Genomic DNA, 26,030 nt, shown 5'->3' on the forward strand with positions numbered 1-26,030 from the left:
CTTGGTTGGGGCGAGCTCGGCTTAAGCAATCGCTAGCCGATACGCAGCCTTCGCATTCATCCCGAACGCCTTGTCCCGCGCGCCCGGCCCGAGCTTCGCCAAACACGCCTCCAGCGCGCCCTTGATCTCGGCATAGCTTCCCGCAAGCAGGCACACCGGCCAGTCGGAGCCGAAGATCAAACGATCCTCACCGAAACATGTCGCGGCGTGCTGGACGAACGGCAACAGCCGATCCGCGTCCCAGTCGCTCCAGACCGCTTCCGTCGCGAGCCCGGAGATCTTGCACCAGACATTGCCGCAAGCGGCGAGCGCCTTGATGCGATCAGCCCATTCGGCGCTTCCGCCGGAAGCGATCGGCGGCTTGGCGGCATGGTCGAGCACGAAGCGCGCGTTGGGAAAGGCCTGCGCGGTTGCGATCGCCGCCGGCAATTCGCGGGTGCGGACGAGGAAGTCGTAAGTGAGATCGCGGACGAACAATGCGACAAGCCCGCGCCGGACGTCCTCGCGGAGCAGCCAATCTGGATCGGCCTCGTCGTGGACCTGGTGGCGGATGCCGACCAGCTTGTCGCCGCCCGGCGCGGCGCGCAGCCGGTCGAGCGTGTCCCCAAGCGCGCCATCGGTCAGATCGACCCAGCCGACGACGCCGACGACAGAGGGCGTCGCATGCGCGATGCGCAAGAATTCCTCGGTCTCCTCCAGCGCCGAGCGGCACTGCACCACGATGCTCGCGTCGATGCCATTCGCCTTCAACAGCGGCGCGAGATCGGCGGGGCCGAAGGCACGGCGGATCGGCGCGAGTTCGGGCGCGTCCATCCAGGGATAGTCGGCGCGCGCCGGATCCCAGAAATGCTGATGGGCGTCGATCACCATGCCCTACACTCCACCCGGCAGCGGCGCCCGCGCGTCGACGAGCTTCCGCGCACGCAGCTCCTGCCAGAAGGCCGGCGGCACCGGCGCCTGCCACATCGCGATGTTGTCGGCGACCTCGCCGGCATTGCGCGCGCCCAGCACGGCGACCGTCACGGCCGGATGGGCCATGCAGAATTGAAGCGCGGCGGCCTTCAGCTCGGTGCCGTGCCTGCGGCAGAGCTCGTCGAGCTCGAGCGCCCGCGCGATCAGCGCCGCGTCGGCGTCTTGATAGTTGAACTTCGCGCCGGTGTGCGGGTTGGCCAGAATGCCGCTGTTGTAGATGCCGCCGAGCAGGATGCCGATGTTCTTTGCCTGGCAGACAGGAAACAGCGCATCCAGCGCGCCCTGGTCGAGCAGCGTGTAGCGGCCGGCGAGCAGGAAGCAGTCCACCGGCACGGTTTCGGCAAAACGGACCAGCATTTCCGACTGGTTCATGCCGGCGCCGATCGCCTTGACCGTGCCCTCCGTGCGCAGGCGCTGGAGCGCGCGGAAGGCGCCGGCGACGGCGTCGTCATAATGATCGTCGGGATCATGCACGAGCAGGACATCGACGCGGTCGAGCCCGAGGCGAGCAAGACTCTCCTCCACCGAGCGCATCACGCCGTCGTAACTGAAATCGAACACCGGCCGTTCGCGCGGCGTGCTCTTGTAATGTTCGTCCTCGGCGGCAGCGCCATCGCCCGAGCGCAGCAGGCGGCCGACCTTGGTCGAGATGACGTAGGAGTCACGCGGCTGTTGCCGCAGGAATGCGCCGAGCCGCCGTTCCGCCAGGCCAAAGCCGTAGAGCGGCGCGGTGTCGTAGAAGCGGATGCCGGCCGACCAACCCCGCTCGAGCGTCGCTTGCGCATCGGCATCACTGACGGGGGTGAACAATCCGCCGAGAGGGGCGGAGCCGAGGCCGATTGAGGTGACGTCGAGAGAGCCGAGCCGCGACCGTTTCATTCCAAATTTCCTTCCGGCAGTCCAAATCATCTCTCCCGCTTGCGGAAACCGCAAGCGGGAGAGGCACGCAGGAGCAGGAGTGCGGGGCTGGCGGCGCTCCTACTTCAGCATCTGCGCAACGTTGTCCTTGGTGACGAGATCGAGGCCGGTATAGACGATCTCCGGCACCTTCTCGCCCTTCTTGATGGCGAGCAGCGTGTCCATCGCCTTCTCGCCCATCTCGAACGGTCGCTGGCCGACCAGCGCATTTGCATAGCCGTCGCGCAGCAATTCGAGCTGCATCTTCAGCGTATCGGCAACGACCAGCGTGAACTTGCCGGAATCGATGTCCTTCTTGTTCCTGCTGGCGAAGGCCTTGAAGCCTTCGGGAGCAAACATCGGCCAGCCGCCGATGGGAACGATGGCGGCGAGATCGGGCGTTGCGGTGCGCATATCCGTCATCTGCTGGACCGCGAGTGCCGGATCGTCGTTGCAGAAGGTCGGCGAGCCCGCGACCTCGGTCCATTTCGAGCCCTTCAGCGCCTCGCGGACGCCGTCGACGCGCTCGGCAAGGTTCTTGGCACCGGGACCGCCCGAGACCATCGCGTACTTTCCGCCGTCAGGCCGCATCTTCACGAGTTGCTTGCCGAGCGCGACGCCGAACTCCTTGTTGTTGGTGCCGATATAGGCGATGCGCTTGGATCCCGGTGCATCGGCATCGAAGGTGATGACGGGGATGCCCGCCGCGGTCGCCGCCTCGATCGACTTGGTCATGGCCGCGACGTCGGCGACCGAGATTGCGAGGCCGTCGACCTTCTGGGTGACGAAGTCCTGGATGATCTGCGCCTGCGTCGCCGGCTCGTGCTCGACCGGCCCTTTGTAGACGCACTCGATATTGCCGAGTTCCTTGGCGCGCTTCAGACAGCCGTCGCGCGCAAAATCGAAGAACGGATTGTTCATCGCCTTGGGCACGATCACGAAGCGATAGTTCGCAGCGAACGCCGGCGTCGCCATCATCGCGACAGCGATGCCCGCAAGAAGAAGTTTCCTCATCGTCTCCTCCACCCTTCTTTGGCGCCTGTCCTCTCAAGTTCGTCCGGGAAGCGGACAGGCGGCATTTTCGTGGTCCTCCCGAACGACGTCACTTTCAGATCATCCGCGAGCGCACACGATCGACCAGCACGGCCAGGATGATGATCACGCCCACCAGCGTCTGCTGCCAGTAGGAGCTGACCTGTGCCAGCACGAGACCGTTGCGGATCACTTCCAGCAGCACGCAGCCGACAATGGCCCCCAGCGGCCCGCCGATGCCGCCGGCGAGGTTGGCACCGCCGATGACGGCCGCCGCGATCACGTTGAGCTCGTAGGACGTCGCCATGTTGGCGGGTGCCGATCCGAGCCAGCCGGAGATGATGATGCCCTGGAGGCCTGCGGCGAGCGCGCAGAGCACATAGACCTCGATCTTCACGCGCACGACCGGGATGCCGGTCAGTTCGGCCGCCTTCTCGTTGCCGCCGAGCGCGAAGACATGGCGGCCGAACGAGGTGTGGTGCAGCACCACCGCCATCGCCAGCGCAAGGATCACGAGATAGATGAACGGTACGGGCACGCCGAGCACGTCGCCCGAGGTGAGCGCGTAGAAGTAATCGGCGTCCGGCCCGCCGGGAAAGCTGCCGCGCCCGTTGGAGACGACATAGCCGAGCCCGCGCACGATCGAGAGCATGCCGAGCGTGGTCACGAACGGCGACAGGCCCAGCACCGCGATGCAGAAGCCGTTGACGAGACCGGCGATCAGCGCGACGCCAAGGCCCGCGACGACGGAGATCAGCAGGATCAGGCCGGGGACATTGGCCAGCACCGTCTTGCCGTCGGCCGCCATGTGCACGAAGAGCGAGGCGCCGAGCCCGCCCGGCGTCGACAGCTCGGTCATGACCATCGAGGTGATCATGGCCGAGAAGCACATCATCGAGCCGACCGAGAGATCGATGCCGCCGGTGATGATCACGAAGGTGACGCCGAGGGTGGCGATGGCGATGAAGGAAAAGTTCTTCGCCACGTTCTGCATGTTGCCCTGGGTGAAGAAATACGGGCTGGCGAAATGCATGATCACCAGCAGCACGGCCAGCGCGAGCAGCACGTAGCCGGTCTGGGAGGCGAAGATGCCGCGCTGCCACCACTTGATCTTGCCGACATTGGAGAAGGTGATCGGGGATTCCAGGGGCATGGCCATCACGCCGCCTCCTTCGCGCCGGTAATGAGGGCAGTGACTTCCTCGGGGGACGTCGCCTGAATCGCCTTGTCGGCCCGCTTCTCGCCGCGGCGCATGACGATCACGCGGTCGCACACGGCGAACACGTCGGGCATGCGGTGCGAGATCAGCATCACGGCGACGCCCTGCTCCTTGAGCCGGTGGATCAGGCTCAGCACCTGCTCGACCTGGCGGACCGAGATCGCGGCGGTCGGCTCGTCCATCATCACCAGCCGCGCATTGGAGAGCCGCGTCCGCGCGATCGCGACCGCCTGGCGCTGGCCGCCCGACATCTGCTTGACGAGGTCGTCGGGGCGCGTCTCCGAGCGCAACTCGCCGAACAATTCCAGCGCGCGCGCCGCCATCGCCTTGTGGTCGAGCAAGGCGAACGGGCCGAATTTTCGCTTCAGCTCGCGGCCGAGGAAGACGTTGGCGGCCGCGGTCAGATTGTCGGCCAGCGCAAGATCCTGATAGACGACCTCGATCCCGACCGTGCGGGCATCGACGGGCCGGTTGAAATGAACCGCGCTGCCGGCAAAGCGGATCTCGCCATGGCTGGGGCGGAAATTGCCCGCGATGATCTTGACCAGCGTCGACTTGCCCGCTCCGTTGTCGCCCATCAGGCCGACCACCTCGCCGGGGAAGACCTGCATGTCGACGTCATGCAGCGCGCGGATCGCGCCGAACTCCTTGCCGATGCCGGAGAGTTGGAGCACCGGTGTTGCCTCAGCACTTGTCATCAGCGACCTTCCTCAGACATAGCGGTTGACGAGGGATTCCAGATATTCCTGCCGTCCCGAGCGTGGCTGCGGGTCGAAACCGGGGCCGAGCGCACGATCGGCGAGATCGGCGAGCGAGCGCTGGCCGCCGAGAATGGCGCGGCCCTCGGGTCCGGCCCATCCTTCGTAGCGCTTGTCGAGCGGCGCGGTGAGGGCGCCGGCATCAAGCATGTCGGCGGCGGCAAGGAAGGCGCGCGCGCAGGCATCCATCGAGCCGACATGGGCGTGGATCAGATCGTCCGGGTCGATCGACTGACGCCGGATCTTGGCGTCGAAATTGAGCCCGCCGGACGTGAAGCCGCCGCGGTTCAGGATCTCGTGGAACACCAACGCGAGCTCCGGCACGTTCATCGCGAACTGGTCGGTGTCCCAGCCGAGCAGATCGTCGCCGCGGTTGACGTCGAGCGAGCCGAAGACACCGAGCGCCTCGGCGAGCGCAACCTCGTGATGGAAGGAATGGCCGGCGAGGATGGCGTGGTTCTGCTCGATGTTGAGCTTGACGTCCTTGAGGAGGTCGTAGCGCGCGAGGAAGCCGTAGCAGGTGGCGACGTCGAAATCATATTGATGCTTGGTCGGCTCCTTCGGCTTCGGCTCGATCAGGATCGGGCCCTTGAAGCCGATCTTGTGCTTGTGCTCGACGACGAGCGAGACGAAGCGGCCGAGCTGGTCGAGCTCGCGCTTGAGATCGGTGTTGAGCAGCGTCTCGTAGCCCTCGCGGCCGCCCCACAGCACGTAGTTCTGGCCGCCGAGCCGGTGCGTCACCTCCAGCGCGGCGCGGACCTGGCCGGCGGCATAAGTGAAGATGTCAGGGTCCGGATTGGTCGCGGCGCCCGCCATGTAGCGGCGATGCGTGAACAGATTGGCGGTGCCCCAGAGCAGCCGGACTTTGGCCGAGGCCATCTTCGCTTCGAACAGGTCGGCGATCGCGTTGAGGTTGGCGACCGACTCCGCGAGCGAAGCCCCCTCCGGCGCCGCATCGACGTCGTGGAAGGTGAAGAAGGGCACGTCCAGCAGCCGGAACAGCTCGAAAGCGACATCAGCCTTGGCCCGTGCCTGCGCCATCGCATCGGTGCCGTGATGCCAGGGCCGCAGGAACGTCTCGCCGCCGAAGGGATCGCCGCCCGGCCAGCAGAAGGAGTGCCAGTAGCAGACCGCAAAGCGCAGGTGATCCTCGAGCCGGCGGCCGTGGACGAGGCGGTCCTTGTCGTACCAGCGGAAGGCGGGCGCTGGTCCGGCATCTTGGCCGGCGAAGGCGACAGGCGTGCTTTCCTCGAAGAATTTGGCTGACACGTTCACTTAAGCGGACTCCTTCAACGCGGGATAAAGCGCGCGCCAGCGGCGATAGGCCTCGTCATAGGCGGCGGTCACGGATGCGCGGGGTGCGAAACTCGCGAGCCGGCGCGGGCGCGTGCAAACTTCAGCAGGATCGTCACCGGTGGCGGCAAGGCGTCCGAGCCGCGCGGCGCCGAGCGCGGCACCCACCTCGCCTTCCTCGACGCGGTGGACGGTAATGCCGAGCACGTCGGCGCAGATCTGGGCCCAGAGCGGCGAGCGCGAGCCACCGCCGACGAGATCGACTTCCACGATCGGCCCGCTCGCCGCGCTCAGTGCCGCCAGATTGTCGCGCGCGGCAAAGGCGACGCCTTCGAGCACGGCCTGCACGATCTGGCCGCGCCCGGTCGCGCCGCGCAGACCGACGAAGGCGCCGCTGGCGGCGGCGTCGTTGTGCGGCGTGCGCTCGCCGTCGAGATATGGCAGGAATCTTATCGGGCTCGGCCCATCGACGCGCTCGCCGAGCGGCGCCAGCAGCGCGGCGGCCGGCGTCTCCATCACGCTCGCGAGCCAGGCGAGCGAGGCCGCCGCCGACAGCATCACCCCCATCTGGTGCCACAGGCCGGGTAGCGCGTGGCAGAACGCATGCACGGCTGAAGCCGGCGCCGGCGCAAAGCGGTCGGTGGCACGGAACATCACACCTGACGTTCCCAGTGACAGAAACGCATCGCCGGGCGCGATCGCGCCAAGCCCGATCGCGCTGGCGGCGTTATCGCCGGCGCCGCCCGCGACCACGACATCCTTTGCCATACCCCAGCGCTGCGCGAATTCCGGCGCGAGCACCGCGCTCACCGCGCTGCCCTCGACGAGGCGCGGCATGTGGTGGAGATCGAGGCCGGTCGCATGCAGCAGCAGGGCCGACCAGCGGCGCTGGCCGACATCGAGCCACAGCGTGCCGGCCGCGTCCGACATGTCCTCGACCATCTCGCCGGTCAGCCGATAGCGGACATAGGCCTTCGGCAGCAGCACCTTTGCGACACGCGCGAAGATCTTTGGCTCGTGCCGCGCGACCCAGAGCAGCTTCGGCGCGGTGAAGCCGGGCATCGCCAGATTCCCGGCGATCGTGTGCAGCGACGGACAGCGCCGCTCCAGTGCGACGCATTCGGCCTGCGAGCGGCCGTCGTTCCAGAGGATGGCGGGGCGCAGCGGCCGTCCATCCTCGCCGAGCAGCGTCGCGCCATGCATCTGGCCCGATAGTCCGATGCCGGCGACCCGCGCGACTTCGCGCGGATGGCGGGATGCGAGATCATCGACCGCACCGGTCGCCGCATCGACCCAGGTGTCGGGATCCTGCTCGGACCACAGCGGCGCCGGATGCGACAGCGCAAGCTCGCGCGCCGCCGTCGCGACAACCGCGCCGGCATCGTTCACGAGCACCGCCTTCACACCGGACGTGCCGATGTCCAATCCGAGATACACGCCGTCCTCCCTTTCGCCTGTGGCCGTGTGCGATCTTTTCGTCGCCTTGCCCGCAACGGGCCGTTCGAAATCCGCTGCCGCTAAGGCAGATTGTCCCGCATCACGATGTCGATCCTGATCTTCTCCTGTTCGTGCAGGATGGGCTCGCCACGGGCGAGCGCGAGCAGCACGCGCACGGCGGCGCGCGCCTCATGTCCCGGATTCTGCGAGATCGCGGCATCCATCACGCCCTGCAACAGCAGCCGGCGCGTCAGCGCCGTGACGTCGTGCCCGACGAACACCACCTGCTTGTCGCGGCCGGCATCGCTCAACGCCTTGGCGACACCTTGTGTGCCCGCGCCGACATTATAAAGGCCGACAATGTCAGCATGCCTGCCGAGCAGCCGGGCCAGAACCTGTTCCGAACGTTCGTCCTCGTCGCGCCCTTCCAGCACCGGCAGCACGCTGAGGCCAGGGAATTCCGCCGCCATCACCTGATTGAAGCCGAAGATGCGCTCGGCATGGTCGCGCAGGCCCTGCGAGCCCGCCACGATCGCGACCTTGCCGGAGCGCTGACCGACCAGCCGCCCGACCAGCGCGCCGGCGGTGCGCCCCGCCGCGATGTTGTCGATGCCGACATAATGGTGGCGCCGCGACGACGGCACGTCCGAGACCAGCGTCACCACCTTGGTGCCGGCATCGACGAGATCGTTGATCGCGGCGCGGACGCCGGGATGATCCAGCGCCACCACGGCGACGCCGTCGTAATCGCCCGACAGCGCCTCGAGCGAGGCTGCGAGCATGGAATGATCGAACACGTCGGTTGCGACCATCTCGACACCGAGGCGGCGGGCCGAGAGCCAGGCCGACATCTCGCCGAGATAGGCCTCGATCTGCTGCATGAACGGGTTCGGCCCGGACGGCATCACGAAGGCAAAGCGGCGGGCGCGGCCGCGGGCGAGCTCTGCGGCGGCCACGTGCGGCTGGAACGCGTTGCGCTCGATCGCCGCCTTGACGCGCCGGACCGTATCGGGCCGCACGCCCGGGCGGTTGTGCAGCACACGATCCACCGTCGCGAGACTGACGCCCGCCTCGCGGGCGATGTCCTTCAGCGTCAGCGCGGCGGCGGTGAGAGTATCGGCCATGGCTGAAGGCTAGCAGAGGTTTTTTGAGGTACGCAACTCATTTTGAGGGGCGCGAAAGAATTTTCGGCCCCCGGTTGCACTGCGGCAGTCGGCCGGAGAGCTCAGCGGCCGCTCAGATCCAGCGTCAGAAACAGGCTGTTGCGGTCCTCGACATAGCCCTCGAACGGGCCGCAGAGGACGAAGCCATGCGCCTGGTACAGCGCGTGGGCCGGCTTGAAATAGTCCCACGAGCCGGTCTCGAGGCTGAGCCGCGTCAAGCCCCGCGCGCGGGCTTCACTGATGATGTGGCGGAGCATCTCGCGACCAAAGCCGCGCCGCCGCGTGGTCTGCAGCGTGTGCATCGACTTGACCTCGCCATGGGTGGCCGAAAGCGTCTTCAGCGCGCCGGTGACGACCAGCGTCTCGCCGTCCCAGCCGGTCCAGAACGCGACGTCGCTCGCGCGAAGGCCCGCCAGATCGAGCGCATGGGCGCTGCCCGGCGCGGTCTGCGCCCGCGCCGCCGTGACGTGATGATCGAGCAGCGCGACGACGCGCGGATCGAAAGTGTCGCCGGGACGGATCTGCATCGTCACGGCCTCACTCCGCTTGCAAGCCGCATCTGCATGAGGACCATATCGAGCCAGCGGCCGAACTTGCAGCCGACCTCCGGCATACGGCCAACCTCGGCAAAGCCGAACGAGGCGTGCAGCGCGATCGAGGCGGAATTCGAGGCCTCGATCGCGGCGACCATCGTGTGCTTGTTCAGCGCCGTGGCGCGCTCGATCAGCGCTACCATCAGGCCGCGGCCGATGCCCGCGCGATGATGCCGCTCGTCGACATAGACGGAATTCTCGACCGTGTGGCGATAGCCGGGCCAGGGACGGAAATCGCCGAAGGACGCGAAGCCAACCACATCCCTGCCCTTCATGGCGACCAGAACAGGATAGCCGGCTTCCCGTCGCGCGCGGATCCACGCGCGCCGCGACTCGAGATCAACCGGACCGTCGGTCCAGACCGCCGTGGTGTTGATCGCGGCATGGTTGTAGATGGCCAAAATATCTTCGGCATCCTCCAGCGTGGCGTCCCGCACGATCAGCGACATCACATTTTCCCGTAAGAAGTGCCGCGCCGCGTGATGATGACGTAGCGCGCGTCCTGTCTGGTTTCGTTCTCGAAGGTCACCGCACGCATCACGTCGAAGTCGAGACAGTCGCCGTCGCGCAAGCGAACCGTCTTGGCGTCGATATGCACGCAGACCGCGCCCTCCAGCATCAGGAGCTGCTGGGTGAAGGCGTTGCGGCCCCAGGGGCTGTAGGAGACGCGCGCGCCGGCCGGCAGGTCGACGACGATGATCTCGATGCCGCTTGCCGCATCCGGCGGCGAGGCATGGCGCCTGCGGTAGCCGCTGTCGGGATCACGCCAATGCGGCTGGTCGGCAAGCCGCATCAGCCGCTCGGGCGGCTTCTCCGCGAGTGCGACGACGTCGCTCAGCGTGACGTCGAGCGCCGCACAGAGCTTGTTGAGCAGCGCCGCCGTCGCACTGCTCTGCGCCCGCTCCACCCGCCCGATCATGGCCCGGCTGACGCCGGAGCGGCCTGCGAGTTCGTTCAACGTCATGCCCGCCTGCGTCCTCAGGGTCTTCAAGCGACGACCGATCGCACGGTCGAGTTTCTGCTGGTCCATGGTCTTCATCCGAACATTGCCCGGCCACAGACCGCACCACCCATCAGGGTGAGAGGGAGCTTAGCGCGGACGGAGGCGAACGCCGTGAGCGGCAGTCTAATATATTAGAATCTTCGCAGAGCTCGTAGGGTCGGTTAGGATGCGCCCCAATCACAAATGATCCGGAGGCGACGAGATGGGCGAGCCAACGCAACGGACGATCAAGGCCAACGGTATCAGCCTCAACGTCGCCGAGCAGGGCAAGGGGCCGATGGTGCTGCTCTGCCACGGCTTTCCGGAAGGCTGGTACTCCTGGCGGCATCAGCTCGAGGCGCTGGCGGCGGCCGGCTACCACGCGGTCGCGCCCGACATGCGCGGCTACGGCAAGAGCGACCGGCCCGAGGCGATCGACCAGTACACGATCCTCCACATGGTCGGCGATCTTGTCGGCGTACTCGACGCCTTCGAGGTGAAGGACGCCGTCATCGTCGGGCATGACTGGGGCGCGACGATCGCCTGGCACACGGCGCGCCTGCGGCCCGATCGCTTCCGCGCCGCCGCGATCCTCAGCGTGCCCTATCGGCCGCGAAGCGAGGCGCGGCCGACGAGTGTCATGCCGCAGACGGCAGATGCGCAGTTCTACCAGCTGTATTTCCAGGAGCCGGGGGTCGCCGAAGCGGAGTTCGAACGGGATCCGCGCGCAACGCTCGGCGCCATGCTCTATGGCGGTTCCGGCGAAGGGGCGGCGGCAATCCGCGCGAGCGCCGAGCGCGCCGGCAGAACCGTCGGCGTCGGCATGGTCTCGCGCAAGGACGGCATGTTGCCGAAGGTTCAGGTGCCGCTGCCGTCGTGGCTCAGCGCCACCGACCTCGACTATTACAGCGCCGAATTTGCCCGCAGCGGGTTTCGCGGGCCGCTCAACTACTACCGCAACATCGATCGCAACTGGGAGCTGATGGGGGCCTTCGAGGGCGTGAAGGTGGTGGTGCCCTCGCTCTTCATCGCCGGCGACCACGACATGGTCATCGCCTTCCCCGGCGCCGCCGAGCATCTCGCCAACATGAAGCAATTCGTGCCGCAACTGCGCGAGATCAAGATACTGCCGGGCTGTGGGCACTGGACGCAGCAGGAGCGGCCCACGGAGGTGAACGCAGCGATCGTCGAATTTTTGCGGAGCTTGCCAGGTTAGCACCCTTCTCCGCTAAAGCTTCGAAGGGCATCCTGCATCGCGTTGCCGAAGAATGGAAATCCTGCGAAGCGCCTTCGCGCGAAGCAGGATGGAGCGGGCGAAGGGAATCGAACCCTCGTATGCAGCTTGGGAAGCTGCCGTTCTACCATTGAACTACGCCCGCAATCTCTTGAGATTGCTTTGATTTTCGTCTCGCCCTGAATTGGCTTGGCACGGTTTTGGCACGCAGAGCCAGTTCGGATGCGACCCAAGTTAGAGCAAACAATGTCGCAATTTGCAATCTCTGGGAAGTTGGGGCCGAAGCGCGTCGGCCAAGGCATCAACTGTTATCCCGGAAGGTCCCTCAATGTGAAACCTCCTTGCCCACCGCTCATCCGTGCAAAGAGGCGAACTTTCGATGCGAGCTGCAGGTTGCCCTCGGGAAGAACTAATAGTGGGATTATAGCCAGTGGATTGACGGCCCGGTCGATAGCATGTCTTCGGCTCATGAAAGTTCGTGCGCTTGTGGCTTGGAATGTGCGTCGGATCCGCATTGATCGCGGAATTTCGCAAGAGAAATTGGCTTACTCAACCGGAATTGACCGCTCCTACGTGGGCAGTCTTGAGCGGCAATCGAAGAACCCGACAATTGATCTTCTCGACCGCATCGCCGAAGCGCTAGGTGTTCATTTGTCCGAGCTATTTGCTCGGCCGCCCAAAGGTGCGAGGACTCCCAAGACCTTGCCTAAGGGTCGCAAACCGGCTTATCCACGTCGCAGGCCGAAATAGCTACCGTCGGGGCAAGTCCTGCTGATGGTAGTCATCGTGGGACTTGAGGTGACGGGGATGTTGAATACCGCGACATAACGTCCGAAGGCTTGCTGAGGGCCAGCTCCTTCAAAGGCCTTAGCGGCAAATAGGGACGGCGTCGACGCGGCTGCGTTTGCTGCTCATGTCCCGTGTTGTTGAAGACTCTTTCTTCATTGCATGGAGCTTCCTGGAAAGGTCTGGGGAGTTGGGGGACCGAGATGCATCCGCAAACATCCTCGGGCCGCCCTTTGTCCTTCTAGGACTTGGGTCTCGTTGCCCGTATTACCGTCCTTTCGTTTTTGCACATGGTGCAGATACCGATCCTGCGATCGAAATCGGTTGTTGTCCCGAGTGCTGCAGTGATTTGAGCTGAATGCGCGTGCGCGGTCAGTCGCAACGATTTCACGATGCAAGCATCGCAGATGGGAGCATTGAGTTGAGTCACCAGATTGTTTATCTGCTGAGCTATCAACATCCGAGTTTACGCTCTCTTCTCGACGGCAGATACCTCCACGCCGGCCGCGGCATCTTCTATTATAACTTCACTTCGATAGAGCATGGTGCGAACCTTGCCGAATGCAATGCTCTCAAGCTTCCTTGATGTCTCCACCTCTCTTTGAAGCAGGTCGGCGATAACCGACTCAAGTAGATCAGCGCTTCTTTTGCTTTCGAGCCCCACAAAGAAATCCAGCGCCTCATTGTGTATAAAGAAGCGACGAGGGACGTGCGCGACATTCGAGGCTACCAAGCCGTAGCGCAGATAGGGATAGACCTGTTTGTGCTTTCGCGCCTTTGCGCTGTACGTCAGCACGTCGTGCGTTGAGACGCCCGTCTTGAATTCGAGCACAACTCTCGGGATGCTAATACCGCCGGCCTTTTCCTCGAAGACGCACAAATCGGTTTCGAACGCGGAATCTCCGCGCACTGGCGATTTCGGGTCGGCTGTAACAGTCAAGTTATTGTCGACACCAATCGCATACAGGAGAGGCTGACCGCGTCTGATGATCAGTGGGCGCGACAGCGCACGTTGCGCGGCATCCATGGCGATTAGTACAAAATCACTTTCTGCCGGCATCTTAGAGCAACCACTGTTGCGCGACTATAGACATGAAAGTAACGAGCTAATGTAAATGTAGAACCCCATCGTTGGGGGATCCAAAGAAACCTGACTAAACTGCTGGCCAGACGTGAGAGAGGCTAACCGAAATGAGAGTTCCTCGTCTAGTGGTTACCGACGAGCATGTCGTTCCACGCACGGGACATCCGGCACCAAAGTGACCGAAGTAAGAGAAAGAACTGGGAACTATCCAAAGGCCCTTACACGCGGCGGGGCGTCCATCGGAGAGAACAGTGCATACAAGACCGACGACTTACACGATTGACCGCAATATCGACGATGAACTCGTATATTTACGTTGGCAAATACGTCAATATGCCAAGCTGCGCGGCACTTACAGTGTCCGGCTCCCGCCATCGTTGATGAGCGAGATGGACAAAGGAACGTTCATCGCCGACGATCAATTGCGCGAGGCAATTGTAAGCGATGTCGAACCGGGCAGCTCGATGGACGCACTACGCGGCAACTGGGCTGCGCAGGCGCAAGATCTGTTCGAGGCCTTCTTCGCGAGAACGACGCGTCATCCACCGTATTTCCTCAAAGTTCACGTCACGAGGTATGGCGCGGGCGGTTCATATCATCCCACCGGTCTCCCTGGACATCCGGGAAAGTTCATATCGATCAAAGATCCGAAGATCGCCAATTCACGCTGGACCTTTAATCAGGTGATGGTTCACGAGACGATTGAGCTATTTATGCACGCTGAGGTTCAAGCGAGAAACATACTGCAGGACGCAAAGGAGGCCATAGTCGATAAGTTCTGCAGCTGTAACGAACTGCAGGCTGTTTACGGGAAATATCCGAAGCAAACTGGTTTTGCCGGAGCTTTGCCCGACGATTGGCAGTCATACATCAGTTGGCAACCCGGAGAATCCCCGAGTTGGGACTAGCGGCTTGAAATTGCCGCGCCACCGATAGCCGACTATCCACAGTAGACCGTTCGAAAGCAGCAGCGTCCGCCGCGCACATGCTATTGTGCAGGTGTCAGCAATCTTCTTTGTGAACAATTTCCGTTGGAAACTCGGGTCAGTCCAATCGAAAGTCATTTCGCTCCTTGTTCCTGCGGTGATGATCCTCTCGCCACTGTCGACAGTGAGCGCTTTCGGCGGCGGTGAAATCACGATACCGAATTCTAACGCACTTACGGGCACTGGCGAGCCCTCTAAAGTCGACGGCGTCACCGGCGCGTTCACACAGCGCATACCGCTCGACATTCCTCCGGGGCGCAACGGACTGCAGCCCGACATTTCGCTCGATTACAACAGCCAACGAACTCAAGACAGTGTCGTGGGCTACGGCTGGTCGCTTTCAATCCCGTATATTCAGCGCCTCAACAAAACCGGCTCGCAAGACCTGTACAACAGTAACGCGCGTTTCGCGTCCTCATTGGAAGGAGAACTCGCTGCGAGCACAACGGCTGCAGCAGTAAGCGCAAGTACCTCGCCTCCCTCCGTCGAAACCAATTCGTATACGACAGCAAGTTACCAGCAGTGCACAAGCGCGAGTTCTGTGACGTTTTCAAAATCGGTGAGCGCAACGTCAACCCTGCTTATCGTTCACATTACTTCCTCTTTGGTAACGGGAGTCGCCTACGCAGGCGTTGCGATGACCCTTTCGACGACGACCGGTCAAGGATCCATCTATTACCTAGCGAATCCGACAATTGGCACTAACAACATAGTGGTAAGTTTTTCGTCGGCGACAGCTTCGGCTGGCTCGTCGATCTCTTATGCAGGCACTGCAACATCGAGCCCATTCGGTGCATTCAGTCTAACTCACAACTGGGCGACGGGTAGCCCCTCGAACTCCATCACGACTACCATCGACAACTCAATCATTGATGATTACTACAGCGACGGCCTCGGTGGCTCATACAGTGCGAACTCTCCGCAAACGCAACGGGCAGCTGATCGCTGTGCCGGTAACCTCTCAGACGGCGCGAGCACGCTCCAATCGACGACGGCAGGCAACTACTCGCTCGGCTGGTCGGGACCAAACGGCTCGTGGGCGGAGACGGACATAGAAATCAGAGGTTCATCTGCAACCCAGGCATCCGCGAGCAACTATGTTGCCAAATTGGACGACGGTGGGCAATTCAACCAGTACACTTTCACAAATAACACGTGGGTCATGTATGACAAGAAGGGGAACAAATACACCTTCGGCTCCGACGACAGCGGTCGAATGTATGACACTTCTGTCAGCACATCGACCCAGACTTACAAATGGATGCTTCAGGAAGTTCGCGACACCAACGGCAACTACGTCAAATACACGTATCTGAGAGACAATAACGTCATCTATCCATACAAGGTAATCTATACCGGCAACGGCTCTACCGACGGCATTTCGACCATTAGCTTCGCAACCAGTACTCGTCCGGACACGTTGATCAGCTACGCGACCGCCTTCGCCGCGACGACGACCCAGCGAATTTCCGAGATCGACGCCTCTGTGAACGGGTCAATCGTCAGAAAATACCTGCTTGGCTACGGAGCCGGTGCGAATGGGTATCGCTCAATGCTCACAAGCGTTCAGCAACAGGGCTACGATGACAGCGGAAATTTGACTTCGCTTCCCGCCACAACGTTCTCGTACTCTACATCCTCCGCCCAGTTTTACGCTCCTGCAAACCGGCAGATCAGCAGTGCGGGATTTGTTCTGGCCGATTCGAACGGAAACGGAACCAACGATACGAACGTTTTTGATTCGGGACACGGGTACATTTGGGCAGACAACAGTGGCGCAACGTCGAGCGACGTTACGACCATTCCCGAATATTGGGCGAGCGGTTACTCGGGATTGGAGCGAGGCGTCAGGTACATCGACGTCAATGGGGATGGTAAAGCGGACATCGTGAGGGGTTATCGAGACGACGTGAGTCCATCCAATACCGCATATGCTCTCTATCTCAATGCGTATTCAGCGACGAGTTCGACATACAATTATACATCGACCTCTACTGTGAGCGACGCGATCCCTTTCAGTATTAAAACCAGCGCCGGGAATATAACAACAGGAGGAATTTTCGGCGATCCGAATGGCGACGGTCTTCCGGACTATTTGGAATGGATCGCAAGTTATTACGGGCCGATCTCATACTTAAATAACGGCTCAGGTTGGACATCATCTACGAATTATTTTCTACCACTCTCATCGTTTCCCTCGACTCAGCCATCCAATATCTCTGAACAACTGATCGACATCAATGGCGATGGTCTCGACGATCTCGTCGTGTCGGACGCCGATGCTGCATACATCAAAGTGTATGTGAACAAGGGAACAGGATTTACATCGGCGTCTCCGCAATGGACTATCGCAACATCGACCCAGTACGACACCGGCACTACGTTTATCGATCGCGGCATCCGGTTCATGGATTTGAACGGCGATGGGCTTCCGGATTTCGTGCGCTCGTATCAAAATTCCGGCTCGTGCATTGGCGAAGTTGCTGATGCGAAGATTGTGTACATCAACACGGGAAATGGCTGGGCTACAACGACCCAATACGCACTGCCTTCGTACATCACGTCATGCGGCTCTGGTTCGAGCAGCCTGCAATTCAATGAGTACGCCAATTTCAACGGCAACGGCCAACAGAAGCAGGACATTCTCACTTCGATAGTGAATTCCAAGGGAGGCGGTGTGAATGTCGCCTATACGTCTTCGACGAGCACAAACCCCGAATTGCCGACCGCGCTGTTAACGGTCTCCGCGATCGGAAATAAAGACGGCCTTGGAAACTTCGCTACCACGACATACGCCTTCGGAGGCGGACGCCTTTATCTCGCCCAGGGCCCGATCAATCGAAAATTCGCAGGCTTCGCGGTCTCGACGACCACGAACTCGGAATCGATCGTCCGCACGTTCTACGACCAGGGAAACGACATCGATACGACGAACGGGGAGCAAAGCGACGGCTTTGGACAGATCAATCATCAATTCCGCACCGATGTATTTGACCCCTCAGGCATCCTTACGCGTCGCAACTATTATCGGTGGGACACTGTTGATCGCGGAAACGGTACGTTTGTTGGTCTCGGCAGCCAGCTAACCGAAGACTTTGGTGCCGATGGTACGCATCGTGATGGAGCTACCGCATATGCGTACTCGTCTACGACCGGCGATCTTCTCAAGACAGTTGACTATGGAGAGGTGACCGGCAACTCGGACGGCACGTACGCCGACATCGGCACTGATCTGCGAACGACCAATTACTCGTATGTTGCGAGCAGCTCAGTCAACATGATCCTGCCAATACGAAAGGCGCTCTTCGACTACTATTCCGCAACGAGTTCGGACCAAAAGCTCTATTACGACTCTTTGGGGTACGGATCTGTATCAGTAGGGAATAACACCAGGCAGGAAGACTGGATCAGCGGAAGCACTTACGCGAGCTCGACAAGGACGTATAACTCATACGGACTCGTCGCCACCTCGACAGACCGCAACGGCAATGCAACTTCATACGTCTACGACGCGCCCAACCTCTTCGTCGCCACTACGACAAATCCGCTGCAGCAGAAGACGCAATTTCTCTACAACTACGCGAACGGGAAAGTGCGCTGGAAGAATGATCCGAATAGCTCGCTCACAAGGACTCTGTACGACGGAGTCGGACGCCTCACCGAAGTTGATGTTTCGTCCACATCGTCTCCAAGCTCTTATGCCACGTCGACGACTCATACGTACACGGACAATACGACGCCATCCCTCGATCACCGAGCCGACTATCTGAGCTCATCGGCGACCGTCGACACCTTCGATTATTACGATGGCCTCAGCCGTTTGATCCAAGAGCGCAAGAATTCGCCAACAGCAAACACCTACTCCGTATTCGACAAGCAGTACGACACTGCAGGTGAATTGGCATCCACGACCATCCCGTACTTCTCATCGGGAAGCTCATACACCTCCCCGTTATCGACGGCGTCGCTTTTTACCAAGTTTCTCTATGACCCGCTTCAGCGGGTTGCGCGAATTTCGAATTCGGTTGGGACCACAACAAATACCTATTACCAATGGAAGACACGGACGACCGATTCAAATGGAAATTACAAAGACTACATTAGAGACGCGTTCGGCAATCTTGCAAACGTGGTCGAATATCAGACGACGTCCTCGTCGACGGTAACGAGCGCAACAAACCCCTCCGCCGAATCCGGCACATACGGGGGCACGGGGTGGACGCAGTGCACGAATGCAAGCTCAGTCACATTCTCAAAGACGGTCAGCGCGACCTCAACGCTCCTGATCGTCCACGAACTCGACGTGCCGAATGTGACGAGCATAACCTATGCCGGTGTTGCCATGACACTAGCGTCAACTTCTCCCGGCGGAGCGAATGCGACCTGGTATCTCGTCAATCCCCCGAGCGGGACGAACAACGTCGTTGTCAATTTTTCGACACCGAGCGCCAGCTTGGGCACGGCGGTTTCGTATACCGGAACGGACAACTCAAATCCGCTCGGTGCGCAGAGTTATAGCAGCGGCGGTAGCGGCAATCCGTCGCTATCGCTCACGACGACGCTTGATAATTCGATCGTTGACGACAACCTCTACTACGATTTCGGACAGTCGCTGACGCCGAATTCTCCAGAAGTCTCACGGATCACAGAGCAATGCGCCTCTGGCCCGAATGAATCAAACGGCGCAGGCACGCTGCAAACGGCAATACATGGATCAAACACGCTCGGCTGGACTCATGGTGGCACGAGCAGCGATTGGCAGGAGCTTGGAATAGAGATCAAGGGCGCTTCAGCGCAACCAAGCGTATTCACGCTCGTAACCGCCGCGACAACCACCTACACATACGATCCACAAAACAATCTCGCCACGTCGACTGACGCATCGGGCAACGTTCGCCACTTCGCATACGACGGATTGAGTAGACGCTCTTCGGCTCAGGATCTGCATAATGCGACCGACACGACGTTTGGAACGTGGAACTACACATATGACGATCAGGGCAATCTGACCTCTCAAACTGATCCGAAGGGTCAAGTCGTAAACCGCACATATGATGCGTTGAGCCGCATGCTCAGCGAGGATTACACCGGACAAGGCGGGACCGAGGTCACGCTCACGTACGATAACTGCACCAATGGCATCGGGTATCTCTGCAGCGCATCGTCAGCATCTGCGACCACGACCAATGCATACGACGTTCTCGGCCGCGTCACATCGGCCACCACGACCGTGCTCGGCAACAAGTACAACATGCAATACTCGTACGATCGCCAGGGCAACGTGACGTCGTGGATATACCCGAATGGGACGCAGGTGAATGTCAACTACAACATCGCTGGTCTGCCGAGCCAAATACAGCGCAAGCCCTCCGGAGGATCATTCAGCGACGTCGTCTCAAGCTTCACGTATGCTCCGACGGGGCAATCTATCACTACCGTCTTTGGCAATGGCGCGTCAACGACGCGCACATATGACGCTGGCAATCAGTACCGCCTCTCCCAACTCACAACGCTCGCGAATAGTTTTAACGTCCAGAACTTCTCCTACACCTACGATCCTGTCGGCAACATCACTCAGATCACCAACGGCGGAACGTCGCTCGCAAACGCTTCGACGACGTTCACTTTCGATTCGCTGAACCGGCTCCTCTCCGCGTCGACAACTGCGGCGAGCTCTAGCCCGTACAAACAGCAATTCACATACGACGCGCTCGGGAGTCTGCTAACCTTCCTCAATGGATCAACCAACAATTTCACTTACGCGCAGACCGGATATACAAATCCGCATGGCGCAACCCAAATCGCAAATGGTGTCTCAACCACGACGCTAAGCTATGACAACGACGGCAACCTCACGCAGAAGACAACCGACGGCGTGACCACCAGCTACGTTTGGGATTATGCAAATCGACTTATAGCGCTCGGTTTCAATAACGCGACTACGACCTATGGGTATGACTACCAAGGACAACGCGTCTATCAGATTGCAAGCTCAACGGCGACAACGACGTATCCGTTCAAGATCTATTCCATCGCATCAAGTACGAAATCGTCGAACAACTGGGCGACTACTACTGAATATGTCTTTAACGGAGACACGCTTCTTTCGACCATCGACCAGCAGTTCAAGAACGGTAGCGCGACTGGAACAGTGCAAACGAGATACATCCATCCGGATCATCTCGGATCAACGAACGTCGTAACCGACTCGACGGGCACGGTAGTGCAGACCCTGGACTACTATCCATACGGAGCGACGAGGATCAGCACAAATGTCGGTGGGGCTAACTCAGCAAGAAGATACATCGACCAATTCGCAGACCAGTCGAATCTAGATTATCTGAATGCGCGCTATTACGATCCCGTGCGAGGGCAGTTCATTTCTCAAGACCCGGTATTCTGGGGTGATCCGAAGGCTCAAAATCTGCGAGATCCGCAGTCACTGAACAGCTACTCCTACGCCAACGACAACCCGATCACAAAGAGTGACCCCAACGGCGACGCGGCAACGCTTTCTAGTCTCTTGTCTCAGTTAGCCGCAGCGCTCCGATCAATTCTCTCTCTCATTGGCGGAGCCGGCGTTAGCGGCACCGGCAATGCACAGAGCAGCACGGCGCCTACTCAATCAAGCGGTGGAGGCGGCGTCGTACTCGGAGCATCGTATACGTCCGTGGGGCTTCCAGGTGGATACGTGTCGCAAAAAACTGACGCTGGTTGTTTCGACGCGTGTGCGACAATGCTCGGATATAGACCGGATTCCAAAGATCGAATAACTACTGCGGCCTTCAACGGCAACGGGCAATTGACGACCCAAGGAGACGCGAAACAAGGCATTCGAACCATAGATTCTTATCTTGCAAACAGACAGCCTATTTCAGTTGGCCTGAACATAAATGGCGGCACAAATACAGACAATGCGAATAAGGCTACACAGCACTTTGTAATCATTGATGGCTCAGGGACCGATGCGGGGGGAAAATATTATCATTACGTAGATCCCTACCCCGGGCACGCCATGAGCCAAGAAAACAAGCTATACTTGAATAACGACAGCAGCCTGTCAGGAAATAGCACATATGGGACGGGCAAGACATTTGTCGTGACAGAAGTCAGACCTAAATAAGTTATGAAAGAAAAACGCCGACTGCTACTAGCGACCTTATTAGCATCAGTTTTGTCAATTTGCTTAGCCCTCTACTACTTTCACAGCGATATCCGTAACTTTGTAGCGTACGGCTGGGGTGACTGGCCGACCCAGCAGCGGACAGACTGTCCCTGGAAGAAAGTCGTGTTTGAGAAAGCTGGGATTACAGCGTTCGTCGAAAAATGCACGGACCGGCGAGCCTTTGATCCCATCAATGGGTACGCCATGACATTCTCTGATGCAGACCAGAAAGTGATCGGAAAATCTGCAACCAACCCCGACTACGAATTTACGATCAAAGTTTTTTCGAAGAATGCAACCGACGCGCCAATTGATGTTGTAAGAGAGTGGTACGCAAAGCTGACCCAAGCGCAGCAGAAGGATTGTGACATTCAGGCTGTGGATGTTCCAGTAACGTATTTTCCGGATGGGACTCCGAACTTCCATGAACGGCCAAATCCCACTGAACACAAGACGAGGTATACGATCGACATAAAGCCGCAAGTTTATAGAACAATCTCCGAAAAGAATGGCGGAGATCCTGGTAGCGGTTCAGGGTATGATTATTTGTGCGGCCATGAAGTAGGCGCGACATGGAACGCATATCCTCCATACTTTGAATTTGACGACCGGACTCCGAATAAGTACTTGCTCGTAGGTCCTTACGCATTTGAAGCGTGAGCGTCACGAGAGGATCACTGGCGCCTGGGCTTGACTTGCGCGGAATGCTCTGGATAGCGCGGTCTGGATGATTGACGCTGCCGGCGCGCGGTGATGGGGTGATCCCGGTTCGGAGCGGGCAACGGGGATCAGAATGACCAGCGAATCGCAGCTGCGCGAGAAGCTTCGGAAGATCGAGGCGTTGTTCGCGGGTGCCGGAACTGCCGGTGAGCGCCTTGCGGCGGAAGCTGCGCTCCAGCGGGTGCGTGCCCGGGTCGCGGAGCTCGCTCGCCACGATCCGCCGATCGAGCAGCAATTCTCACTTCCTGACCAATGGTCGCGGCACCTGTTTTTGGCGCTTTGCCGCCGGTACGGGCTGCGGCCGTTTCGTTATCACCGCCAACGACGCAACACGGTGGTGATCCGTGCGTCCCGAGGCTTCGTCGACAAAGTTCTGTTGCCGGAGTTCACCGAGCTGGAGAGGGCGTTGCAAGTTTATCTGCACGAGATGACGCTGCGCGTGATCCGCGAGGAGATCTATGACGACACCAGCGATGCGCAGGAAGTTCCAGAGTCCTTGCCGTCGAACTGATCAGGCGGCGAGCTTTGCCAGCGAACTGTCGCGCTCGGCCTTCCAATTCCACGGCAACAGCATGTGCAGCTGATTGATCTTTGTACGTCCGGAGACGATGCGCTCGAGAACATCGGTCAGATAGTGTCGCGGGTCGATGTCTTGCAGCTTTGCCGTGTTGATGAGCGAGGCGAGAATGGCCCATGTTTCGGCGCCGCCTTCACTGCCGGCGAACAAGTAGTTCTTCTTTCCCAGGCCTATCGGCTTGATGCTGCGCTCGACCGTATTGCTGTCTATTTCAATGCGTCCGTCATCGATGAAGCGCGTCAGGCCGTCCCAATGGTTGAGGGTGTAGCGGATGGCTTTGCCCAGACCGGACTTCTTCGAGACTTCCAGCAGTCGCGCCTCGAGCCAGGGTTTGAAGTCCTCGATCAGCGGCCTGGTGTCGGTTTGCCGCACCGCAGCCCGATGCGCCGCCGGCAGACCGCGGATGCGATCCTCAATGGCGTAGAACATCGCGATCCGTTGCAGCGCTTCCGCGGCAATCGGCGACTTCGTCGCGACGTGAACGTCCCAGAACTTCCGCCGCGCATGCGCGAAGCAGAACGCCAGCAGCACCAGACGGCCGCCGTTCTTGATCAGGCCCTTGTAGGCGGCATAGCCGTCGACCTGCAGGATGCCGTGGTAATCCCCGAACAGCTGCTTGGCGCGGATCGCCTTGCGATCCTCGGCAAACATGTAGACCACCGCCGGCGGCGCGGGGCCGCCCCACGGACGGTCATCGGTGGCGATCGCCCAGAACTGGCAGACTTTGGTTCTGCCACGGCCGGGATCGAGAACCGGCAGTGGCGTCTCGTCGGCAAACAGCCGCGGGTAGGACATCACTGTGTCGCGCAACAGCGTGTGAAGCGGCTTCAGCCACCAGGCGGCGCGGCCCATCCATGAGGCCAGCGTCTGCCGGTCAAGCGTGATGCCTTGCGCGGCGAACATCTGTTCCTGCCGATACAGCGGCAGCTGGTAGCCGTATTTCATCACCGCGATGTGGGCCAGCAAGGCTTCCGTCACCATCCCGCCGTCGATCGCCTGGGCCGGCGCCGGTGCCTGCAGCACACCCTGGCGGCATCCCCGGCAGCCGTAGCGCGGACGCACAATGCGCTTGACCTGGTACTGCATCGGAATGACGTCGAAGGCTTCCTTGACGGTCTCCCCGATCTTGTGCAGCCGCTCGCCGCAGCAGGGGCAGATGTGGCTCTCGATATCGATCACGACGTCGATGCGCGGCAAATGCTCCGGAAGCCTCCCCCGGTTGCGTCGCGCCGGTCGCTTGCTACGGCCTTCCGCTCCATCAGGCAGCCTGCCTCCGGTCCCGTCGTCGTTGGCGGCGGCACCTGCCGCCTGCGCCGTGATGGTGAAGAGAGACAGCTGTCCGGGATCCAGTGTCTCGGAGCGGGGACCAAAGATCGTGCGCTTGTACTGGGACAGGATCATCAGGAGCTTGTCGTTCTCCTGGACTGCAGCATCGCGTTGGGCGATCGCCACATCACGCTCGGCCGCCAGCGTGCTGCATTCCGCCGACACCACGGCAAGCCGTGACGACAGTGCCGTCACGGCTTGCTGGAGCAATGCTCGATCGGAAGGCAAATCAATCATGCAGCGCGTTCTACTACAGCTCTGCATGAATGACGAACTACTCTTGATGATGATCAACCAGCTCGTGTTGGTTGATCCACAACCCGCATCGGCACACGCTTCCAGTCCGAGCCGTCGAGCAGCACCGAGAGCTGAGCATGAGATAGCGGCATGACGCCTTCCTTGATCGGAGGCCAGCTGAACTGCCCTTCGATTCTCTTGTAGTAGAGAACAAGGCCACTTCCGTCCCAGGTCAGGATCTTCACGCGATCTCGGCGCTTGGATCGAAACACCCACAGCCCGCCGTCGAACGGATCGGCTCCAAACGCCTCGCTTACCAGCATCGCCAGCGAGTCCATGCCGCGACGGAAATCGACCGGCTGCGTCGCGATCCAGATCGATAACCCAGCGCGGGGCCCGATCATCGGCCGACCGTCCCGACTGCCGCAAGCACCTCGCAGAGTGCTCGCCGGTCGACCGTTCCCATGACACGGATGCGAACTGCGCCGACCTCGATCTCAATCGCTCCCTGCTCCTCGCATAGCGGCAATTTGCCTCCACAGTCGGTGATTGCGACCGGCACAAAGCCTGATGGCATGCCTCCATGCTCCTCGAGCTTCGCCCGCGTTGTCTGACGACGCCAAAGAAACAACAGGCTCGGGCTGATGTCGTGTCGCCGCGCCACCCCGGAAGCGCTTGCACCCGGCGCAAAACTCTCCGCGACAATCGCCGCTTTCGCATCGGTCGACCAGCGCCGTCGTCGGCCGGTCCCCGTGATGATCTCGACGCGCCGCAGCGTGTCGGAGCCGTCCTCAAGGATAGGCGTATGCCTATCCTTATCGCCATCCTTACAACTCGCTCTTGACATGGTGACCTCGTGACAAACCTCTCCACGAGATCTTCCTAGCCGACTAGATCAACCCTCAGTGCGTGGTCGCCAGATGACGCTCACTTTGAAGCGCCGCCAATCGATTTGAATACAATTCGGTTCTAGTGGATTTCATTATTAGTTAGACGCAAAGGAGTATGAAAAGTAACGCACTCGTTCTCGTAGGATTTAGCCTTCTAATAGCAACCGCGTTCGCGGTGGTAGGAATGATGGGAATTCGATTTGTAGCGGCTCAAGTTGACGCAACATCGTCGGAAAGCGTCGCTACCTCGAATGATCCGGTTGCCACTGACACGAAACCGGTAGCCCCCGCTACAGATACGGCATCAAACAGCGCAGAGACGCCTGCGGCGGACTGATGTGTCGGCACCGGCAGACACAAGTTCGGCAACTCCTCAGCAATCTGGCCTAGTTGAAGTGCAGCTCCACTGCGATCAATCATACGTTGGTCCGCTGTACGATACCGCATCGGGTCATATCGAAGACACGACGTCTTCAACTACCGTAGTGAATCTCATTGGAGAACAAGCGTGGACGGTCTGCCATGATGCGCGCGGCAACGTACATGAGTTCAAGCTCACGACAGGTGAGTACGAAGCGCTTGCTGTAAGCGGTACGCCACAGAAATCAGTGATGGAGCCCGCTGACCAAGCCGCACTCGATTCGTTTGACGATGCTGCCGCTACGACAGCTGATGCACC

Annotated in this window: 21 protein-coding genes and 1 tRNA gene; 6 read left to right on the plus strand and 16 right to left on the minus strand. The window is 60.4% G+C overall.

The features are described 5' to 3' along the window. Positions 1-21: 21 nt before the first annotated feature. The 11 genes from ACVWW6_RS04360 to ACVWW6_RS04410 form a co-directional block, all read right to left on the minus strand. Entirely contained in the window at positions 22-870 is an 849-nt protein-coding gene (locus ACVWW6_RS04360; RefSeq protein WP_011083944.1) for an amidohydrolase family protein, read from the minus strand. A gap of 3 nt (positions 871-873) precedes the next feature. Next, the gene (locus ACVWW6_RS04365; RefSeq protein WP_011083943.1) at positions 874-1,851 is read right to left on the minus strand and encodes an aldo/keto reductase; all 978 of its coding nucleotides are present in this window, start codon (positions 1,849-1,851) and stop codon (positions 874-876) included. Between the two features lie 99 nt (positions 1,852-1,950). Beyond that, positions 1,951-2,883: a sugar-binding protein gene (locus ACVWW6_RS04370; protein ID WP_038965268.1), complete on the minus strand. Its 933-nt coding sequence runs from the start codon at positions 2,881-2,883 to the stop codon at positions 1,951-1,953. A 94-nt stretch (positions 2,884-2,977) separates the two neighbouring features. Beyond that, positions 2,978-4,060: an ABC transporter permease gene (locus ACVWW6_RS04375; RefSeq protein WP_038965265.1), complete on the minus strand. Its 1,083-nt coding sequence runs from the start codon at positions 4,058-4,060 to the stop codon at positions 2,978-2,980. Further along, positions 4,060-4,818 (minus strand): ATP-binding cassette domain-containing protein, encoded by a 759-nt coding sequence (locus ACVWW6_RS04380; RefSeq protein WP_011083940.1) that lies wholly within the window; start codon positions 4,816-4,818, stop codon positions 4,060-4,062. The genes ACVWW6_RS04375 and ACVWW6_RS04380 overlap by 1 nt, the downstream gene beginning before the upstream one ends. Before the next feature lie 12 nt (positions 4,819-4,830). Continuing rightward, complete coding sequence (gene xylA, locus ACVWW6_RS04385) at positions 4,831-6,153, minus strand: xylose isomerase (RefSeq protein WP_456680194.1); 1,323 nt, start codon at positions 6,151-6,153, stop codon at positions 4,831-4,833. Beyond that, complete coding sequence (gene xylB, locus ACVWW6_RS04390) at positions 6,154-7,608, minus strand: xylulokinase (protein WP_456680195.1); 1,455 nt, start codon at positions 7,606-7,608, stop codon at positions 6,154-6,156. 80 nt (positions 7,609-7,688) lie between these two features. After that, positions 7,689-8,732: a LacI family DNA-binding transcriptional regulator gene (locus ACVWW6_RS04395; protein WP_011083937.1), complete on the minus strand. Its 1,044-nt coding sequence runs from the start codon at positions 8,730-8,732 to the stop codon at positions 7,689-7,691. A gap of 101 nt (positions 8,733-8,833) precedes the next feature. Beyond that, positions 8,834-9,298 carry a GNAT family N-acetyltransferase gene (locus ACVWW6_RS04400; protein ID WP_028172791.1) on the minus strand — a complete coding sequence of 155 codons (465 nt, stop codon included), beginning with the start codon at positions 9,296-9,298 and terminating at the stop codon, positions 8,834-8,836. A 2-nt stretch (positions 9,299-9,300) separates the two neighbouring features. Then, positions 9,301-9,813: a GNAT family N-acetyltransferase gene (locus ACVWW6_RS04405; RefSeq protein ID WP_304550611.1), complete on the minus strand. Its 513-nt coding sequence runs from the start codon at positions 9,811-9,813 to the stop codon at positions 9,301-9,303. Further along, a complete protein-coding gene (locus tag ACVWW6_RS04410) occupies positions 9,813-10,394 on the minus strand; it encodes a helix-turn-helix domain-containing protein (protein WP_063921603.1) in 582 nt (193 codons plus the stop codon). Before ACVWW6_RS04410 ends, ACVWW6_RS04405 begins: the two co-directional genes overlap by 1 nt. A gap of 175 nt (positions 10,395-10,569) precedes the next feature. Here ACVWW6_RS04410 and ACVWW6_RS04415 point away from each other — a divergent pair, with 175 nt between their 5' ends. After that, positions 10,570-11,562, plus strand: a complete 993-nt coding sequence (locus ACVWW6_RS04415) for an alpha/beta fold hydrolase (protein WP_011083933.1) — start codon at positions 10,570-10,572, stop codon at positions 11,560-11,562. A gap of 89 nt (positions 11,563-11,651) precedes the next feature. On the opposite strand, the gene ACVWW6_RS04420 is transcribed toward ACVWW6_RS04415, so the two are convergent. Next, a tRNA-Gly gene (locus ACVWW6_RS04420) sits at positions 11,652-11,725 on the minus strand. A gap of 323 nt (positions 11,726-12,048) precedes the next feature. Between ACVWW6_RS04420 and ACVWW6_RS04425 the strand changes: the two genes are divergently transcribed. Continuing rightward, positions 12,049-12,330 (plus strand): helix-turn-helix domain-containing protein, encoded by a 282-nt coding sequence (locus ACVWW6_RS04425; RefSeq protein WP_456680196.1) that lies wholly within the window; start codon positions 12,049-12,051, stop codon positions 12,328-12,330. Between the two features lie 502 nt (positions 12,331-12,832). Here ACVWW6_RS04425 and ACVWW6_RS04430 read toward each other — a convergent pair. After that, positions 12,833-13,426, minus strand: a complete 594-nt coding sequence (locus ACVWW6_RS04430) for a hypothetical protein (protein WP_456680197.1) — start codon at positions 13,424-13,426, stop codon at positions 12,833-12,835. Between the two features lie 275 nt (positions 13,427-13,701). Between ACVWW6_RS04430 and ACVWW6_RS04435 the strand changes: the two genes are divergently transcribed. From ACVWW6_RS04435 to ACVWW6_RS04450, 4 genes are all read left to right on the plus strand, one after another. Then, complete coding sequence (locus ACVWW6_RS04435) at positions 13,702-14,358, plus strand: hypothetical protein (protein ID WP_456680198.1); 657 nt, start codon at positions 13,702-13,704, stop codon at positions 14,356-14,358. A 91-nt stretch (positions 14,359-14,449) separates the two neighbouring features. After that, positions 14,450-21,559, plus strand: a complete 7,110-nt coding sequence (locus ACVWW6_RS04440) for a SpvB/TcaC N-terminal domain-containing protein (RefSeq protein WP_456680199.1) — start codon at positions 14,450-14,452, stop codon at positions 21,557-21,559. 165 nt (positions 21,560-21,724) lie between these two features. Continuing rightward, the gene (locus ACVWW6_RS04445) at positions 21,725-22,261 is read left to right on the plus strand and encodes a hypothetical protein (protein ID WP_456680200.1); all 537 of its coding nucleotides are present in this window, start codon (positions 21,725-21,727) and stop codon (positions 22,259-22,261) included. Between the two features lie 133 nt (positions 22,262-22,394). Next, entirely contained in the window at positions 22,395-22,832 is a 438-nt protein-coding gene (locus ACVWW6_RS04450; protein ID WP_060908463.1) for a hypothetical protein, read from the plus strand. Here the strand turns inward: ACVWW6_RS04450 and tnpC are convergent, their stop codons facing one another. From tnpC to tnpA, 3 genes are all read right to left on the minus strand, one after another. Continuing rightward, positions 22,833-24,419, minus strand: a complete 1,587-nt coding sequence (gene tnpC / locus ACVWW6_RS04455; protein ID WP_371740533.1) for an IS66 family transposase — start codon at positions 24,417-24,419, stop codon at positions 22,833-22,835. It lies immediately after the preceding gene. 95 nt (positions 24,420-24,514) lie between these two features. Further along, positions 24,515-24,865: an IS66 family insertion sequence element accessory protein TnpB gene (tnpB, locus tag ACVWW6_RS04460; protein ID WP_038379303.1), complete on the minus strand. Its 351-nt coding sequence runs from the start codon at positions 24,863-24,865 to the stop codon at positions 24,515-24,517. After that, positions 24,862-25,308, minus strand: a complete 447-nt coding sequence (tnpA, locus tag ACVWW6_RS04465) for an IS66-like element accessory protein TnpA (RefSeq protein ID WP_060908461.1) — start codon at positions 25,306-25,308, stop codon at positions 24,862-24,864. Before tnpA ends, tnpB begins: the two co-directional genes overlap by 4 nt. Between the last annotated feature and the right edge of the window lie 722 nt (positions 25,309-26,030).

It is taken from the genome of Bradyrhizobium sp. USDA 3311 (assembly GCF_054062495.1).

Bases quoted from the DNA above. Each gene is read 5' to 3' on its own strand.
- ACVWW6_RS04360 (WP_011083944.1), bottom strand. From the start codon at position 870: ATGGTGATCGACGCCCATCAGCATTTCTGGGATCCGGCGCGCGCCGAC.
- ACVWW6_RS04365 (WP_011083943.1), bottom strand. From the start codon at position 1,851: ATGAAACGGTCGCGGCTCGGCTCTCTCGACGTCACCTCAATCGGCCTC.
- ACVWW6_RS04370 (WP_038965268.1), bottom strand. From the start codon at position 2,883: ATGAGGAAACTTCTTCTTGCGGGCATCGCTGTCGCGATGATGGCGACG.
- ACVWW6_RS04375 (WP_038965265.1), bottom strand. From the start codon at position 4,060: ATGGCCATGCCCCTGGAATCCCCGATCACCTTCTCCAATGTCGGCAAG.
- ACVWW6_RS04380 (WP_011083940.1), bottom strand. From the start codon at position 4,818: ATGACAAGTGCTGAGGCAACACCGGTGCTCCAACTCTCCGGCATCGGC.
- ACVWW6_RS04395 (WP_011083937.1), bottom strand. From the start codon at position 8,732: ATGGCCGATACTCTCACCGCCGCCGCGCTGACGCTGAAGGACATCGCC.
- ACVWW6_RS04400 (WP_028172791.1), bottom strand. From the start codon at position 9,298: ATGCAGATCCGTCCCGGCGACACTTTCGATCCGCGCGTCGTCGCGCTG.
- ACVWW6_RS04405 (WP_304550611.1), bottom strand. From the start codon at position 9,813: ATGTCGCTGATCGTGCGGGACGCCACGCTGGAGGATGCCGAAGATATT.
- ACVWW6_RS04410 (WP_063921603.1), bottom strand. From the start codon at position 10,394: ATGGACCAGCAGAAACTCGACCGTGCGATCGGTCGTCGCTTGAAGACC.
- ACVWW6_RS04415 (WP_011083933.1), top strand. From the start codon at position 10,570: ATGGGCGAGCCAACGCAACGGACGATCAAGGCCAACGGTATCAGCCTC.
- ACVWW6_RS04425 (WP_456680196.1), top strand. From the start codon at position 12,049: ATGAAAGTTCGTGCGCTTGTGGCTTGGAATGTGCGTCGGATCCGCATT.
- ACVWW6_RS04430 (WP_456680197.1), bottom strand. From the start codon at position 13,426: ATGCCGGCAGAAAGTGATTTTGTACTAATCGCCATGGATGCCGCGCAA.
- ACVWW6_RS04450 (WP_060908463.1), top strand. From the start codon at position 22,395: ATGACCAGCGAATCGCAGCTGCGCGAGAAGCTTCGGAAGATCGAGGCG.
- tnpB (WP_038379303.1), bottom strand. From the start codon at position 24,865: ATGATCGGGCCCCGCGCTGGGTTATCGATCTGGATCGCGACGCAGCCG.
- tnpA (WP_060908461.1), bottom strand. From the start codon at position 25,308: ATGTCAAGAGCGAGTTGTAAGGATGGCGATAAGGATAGGCATACGCCT.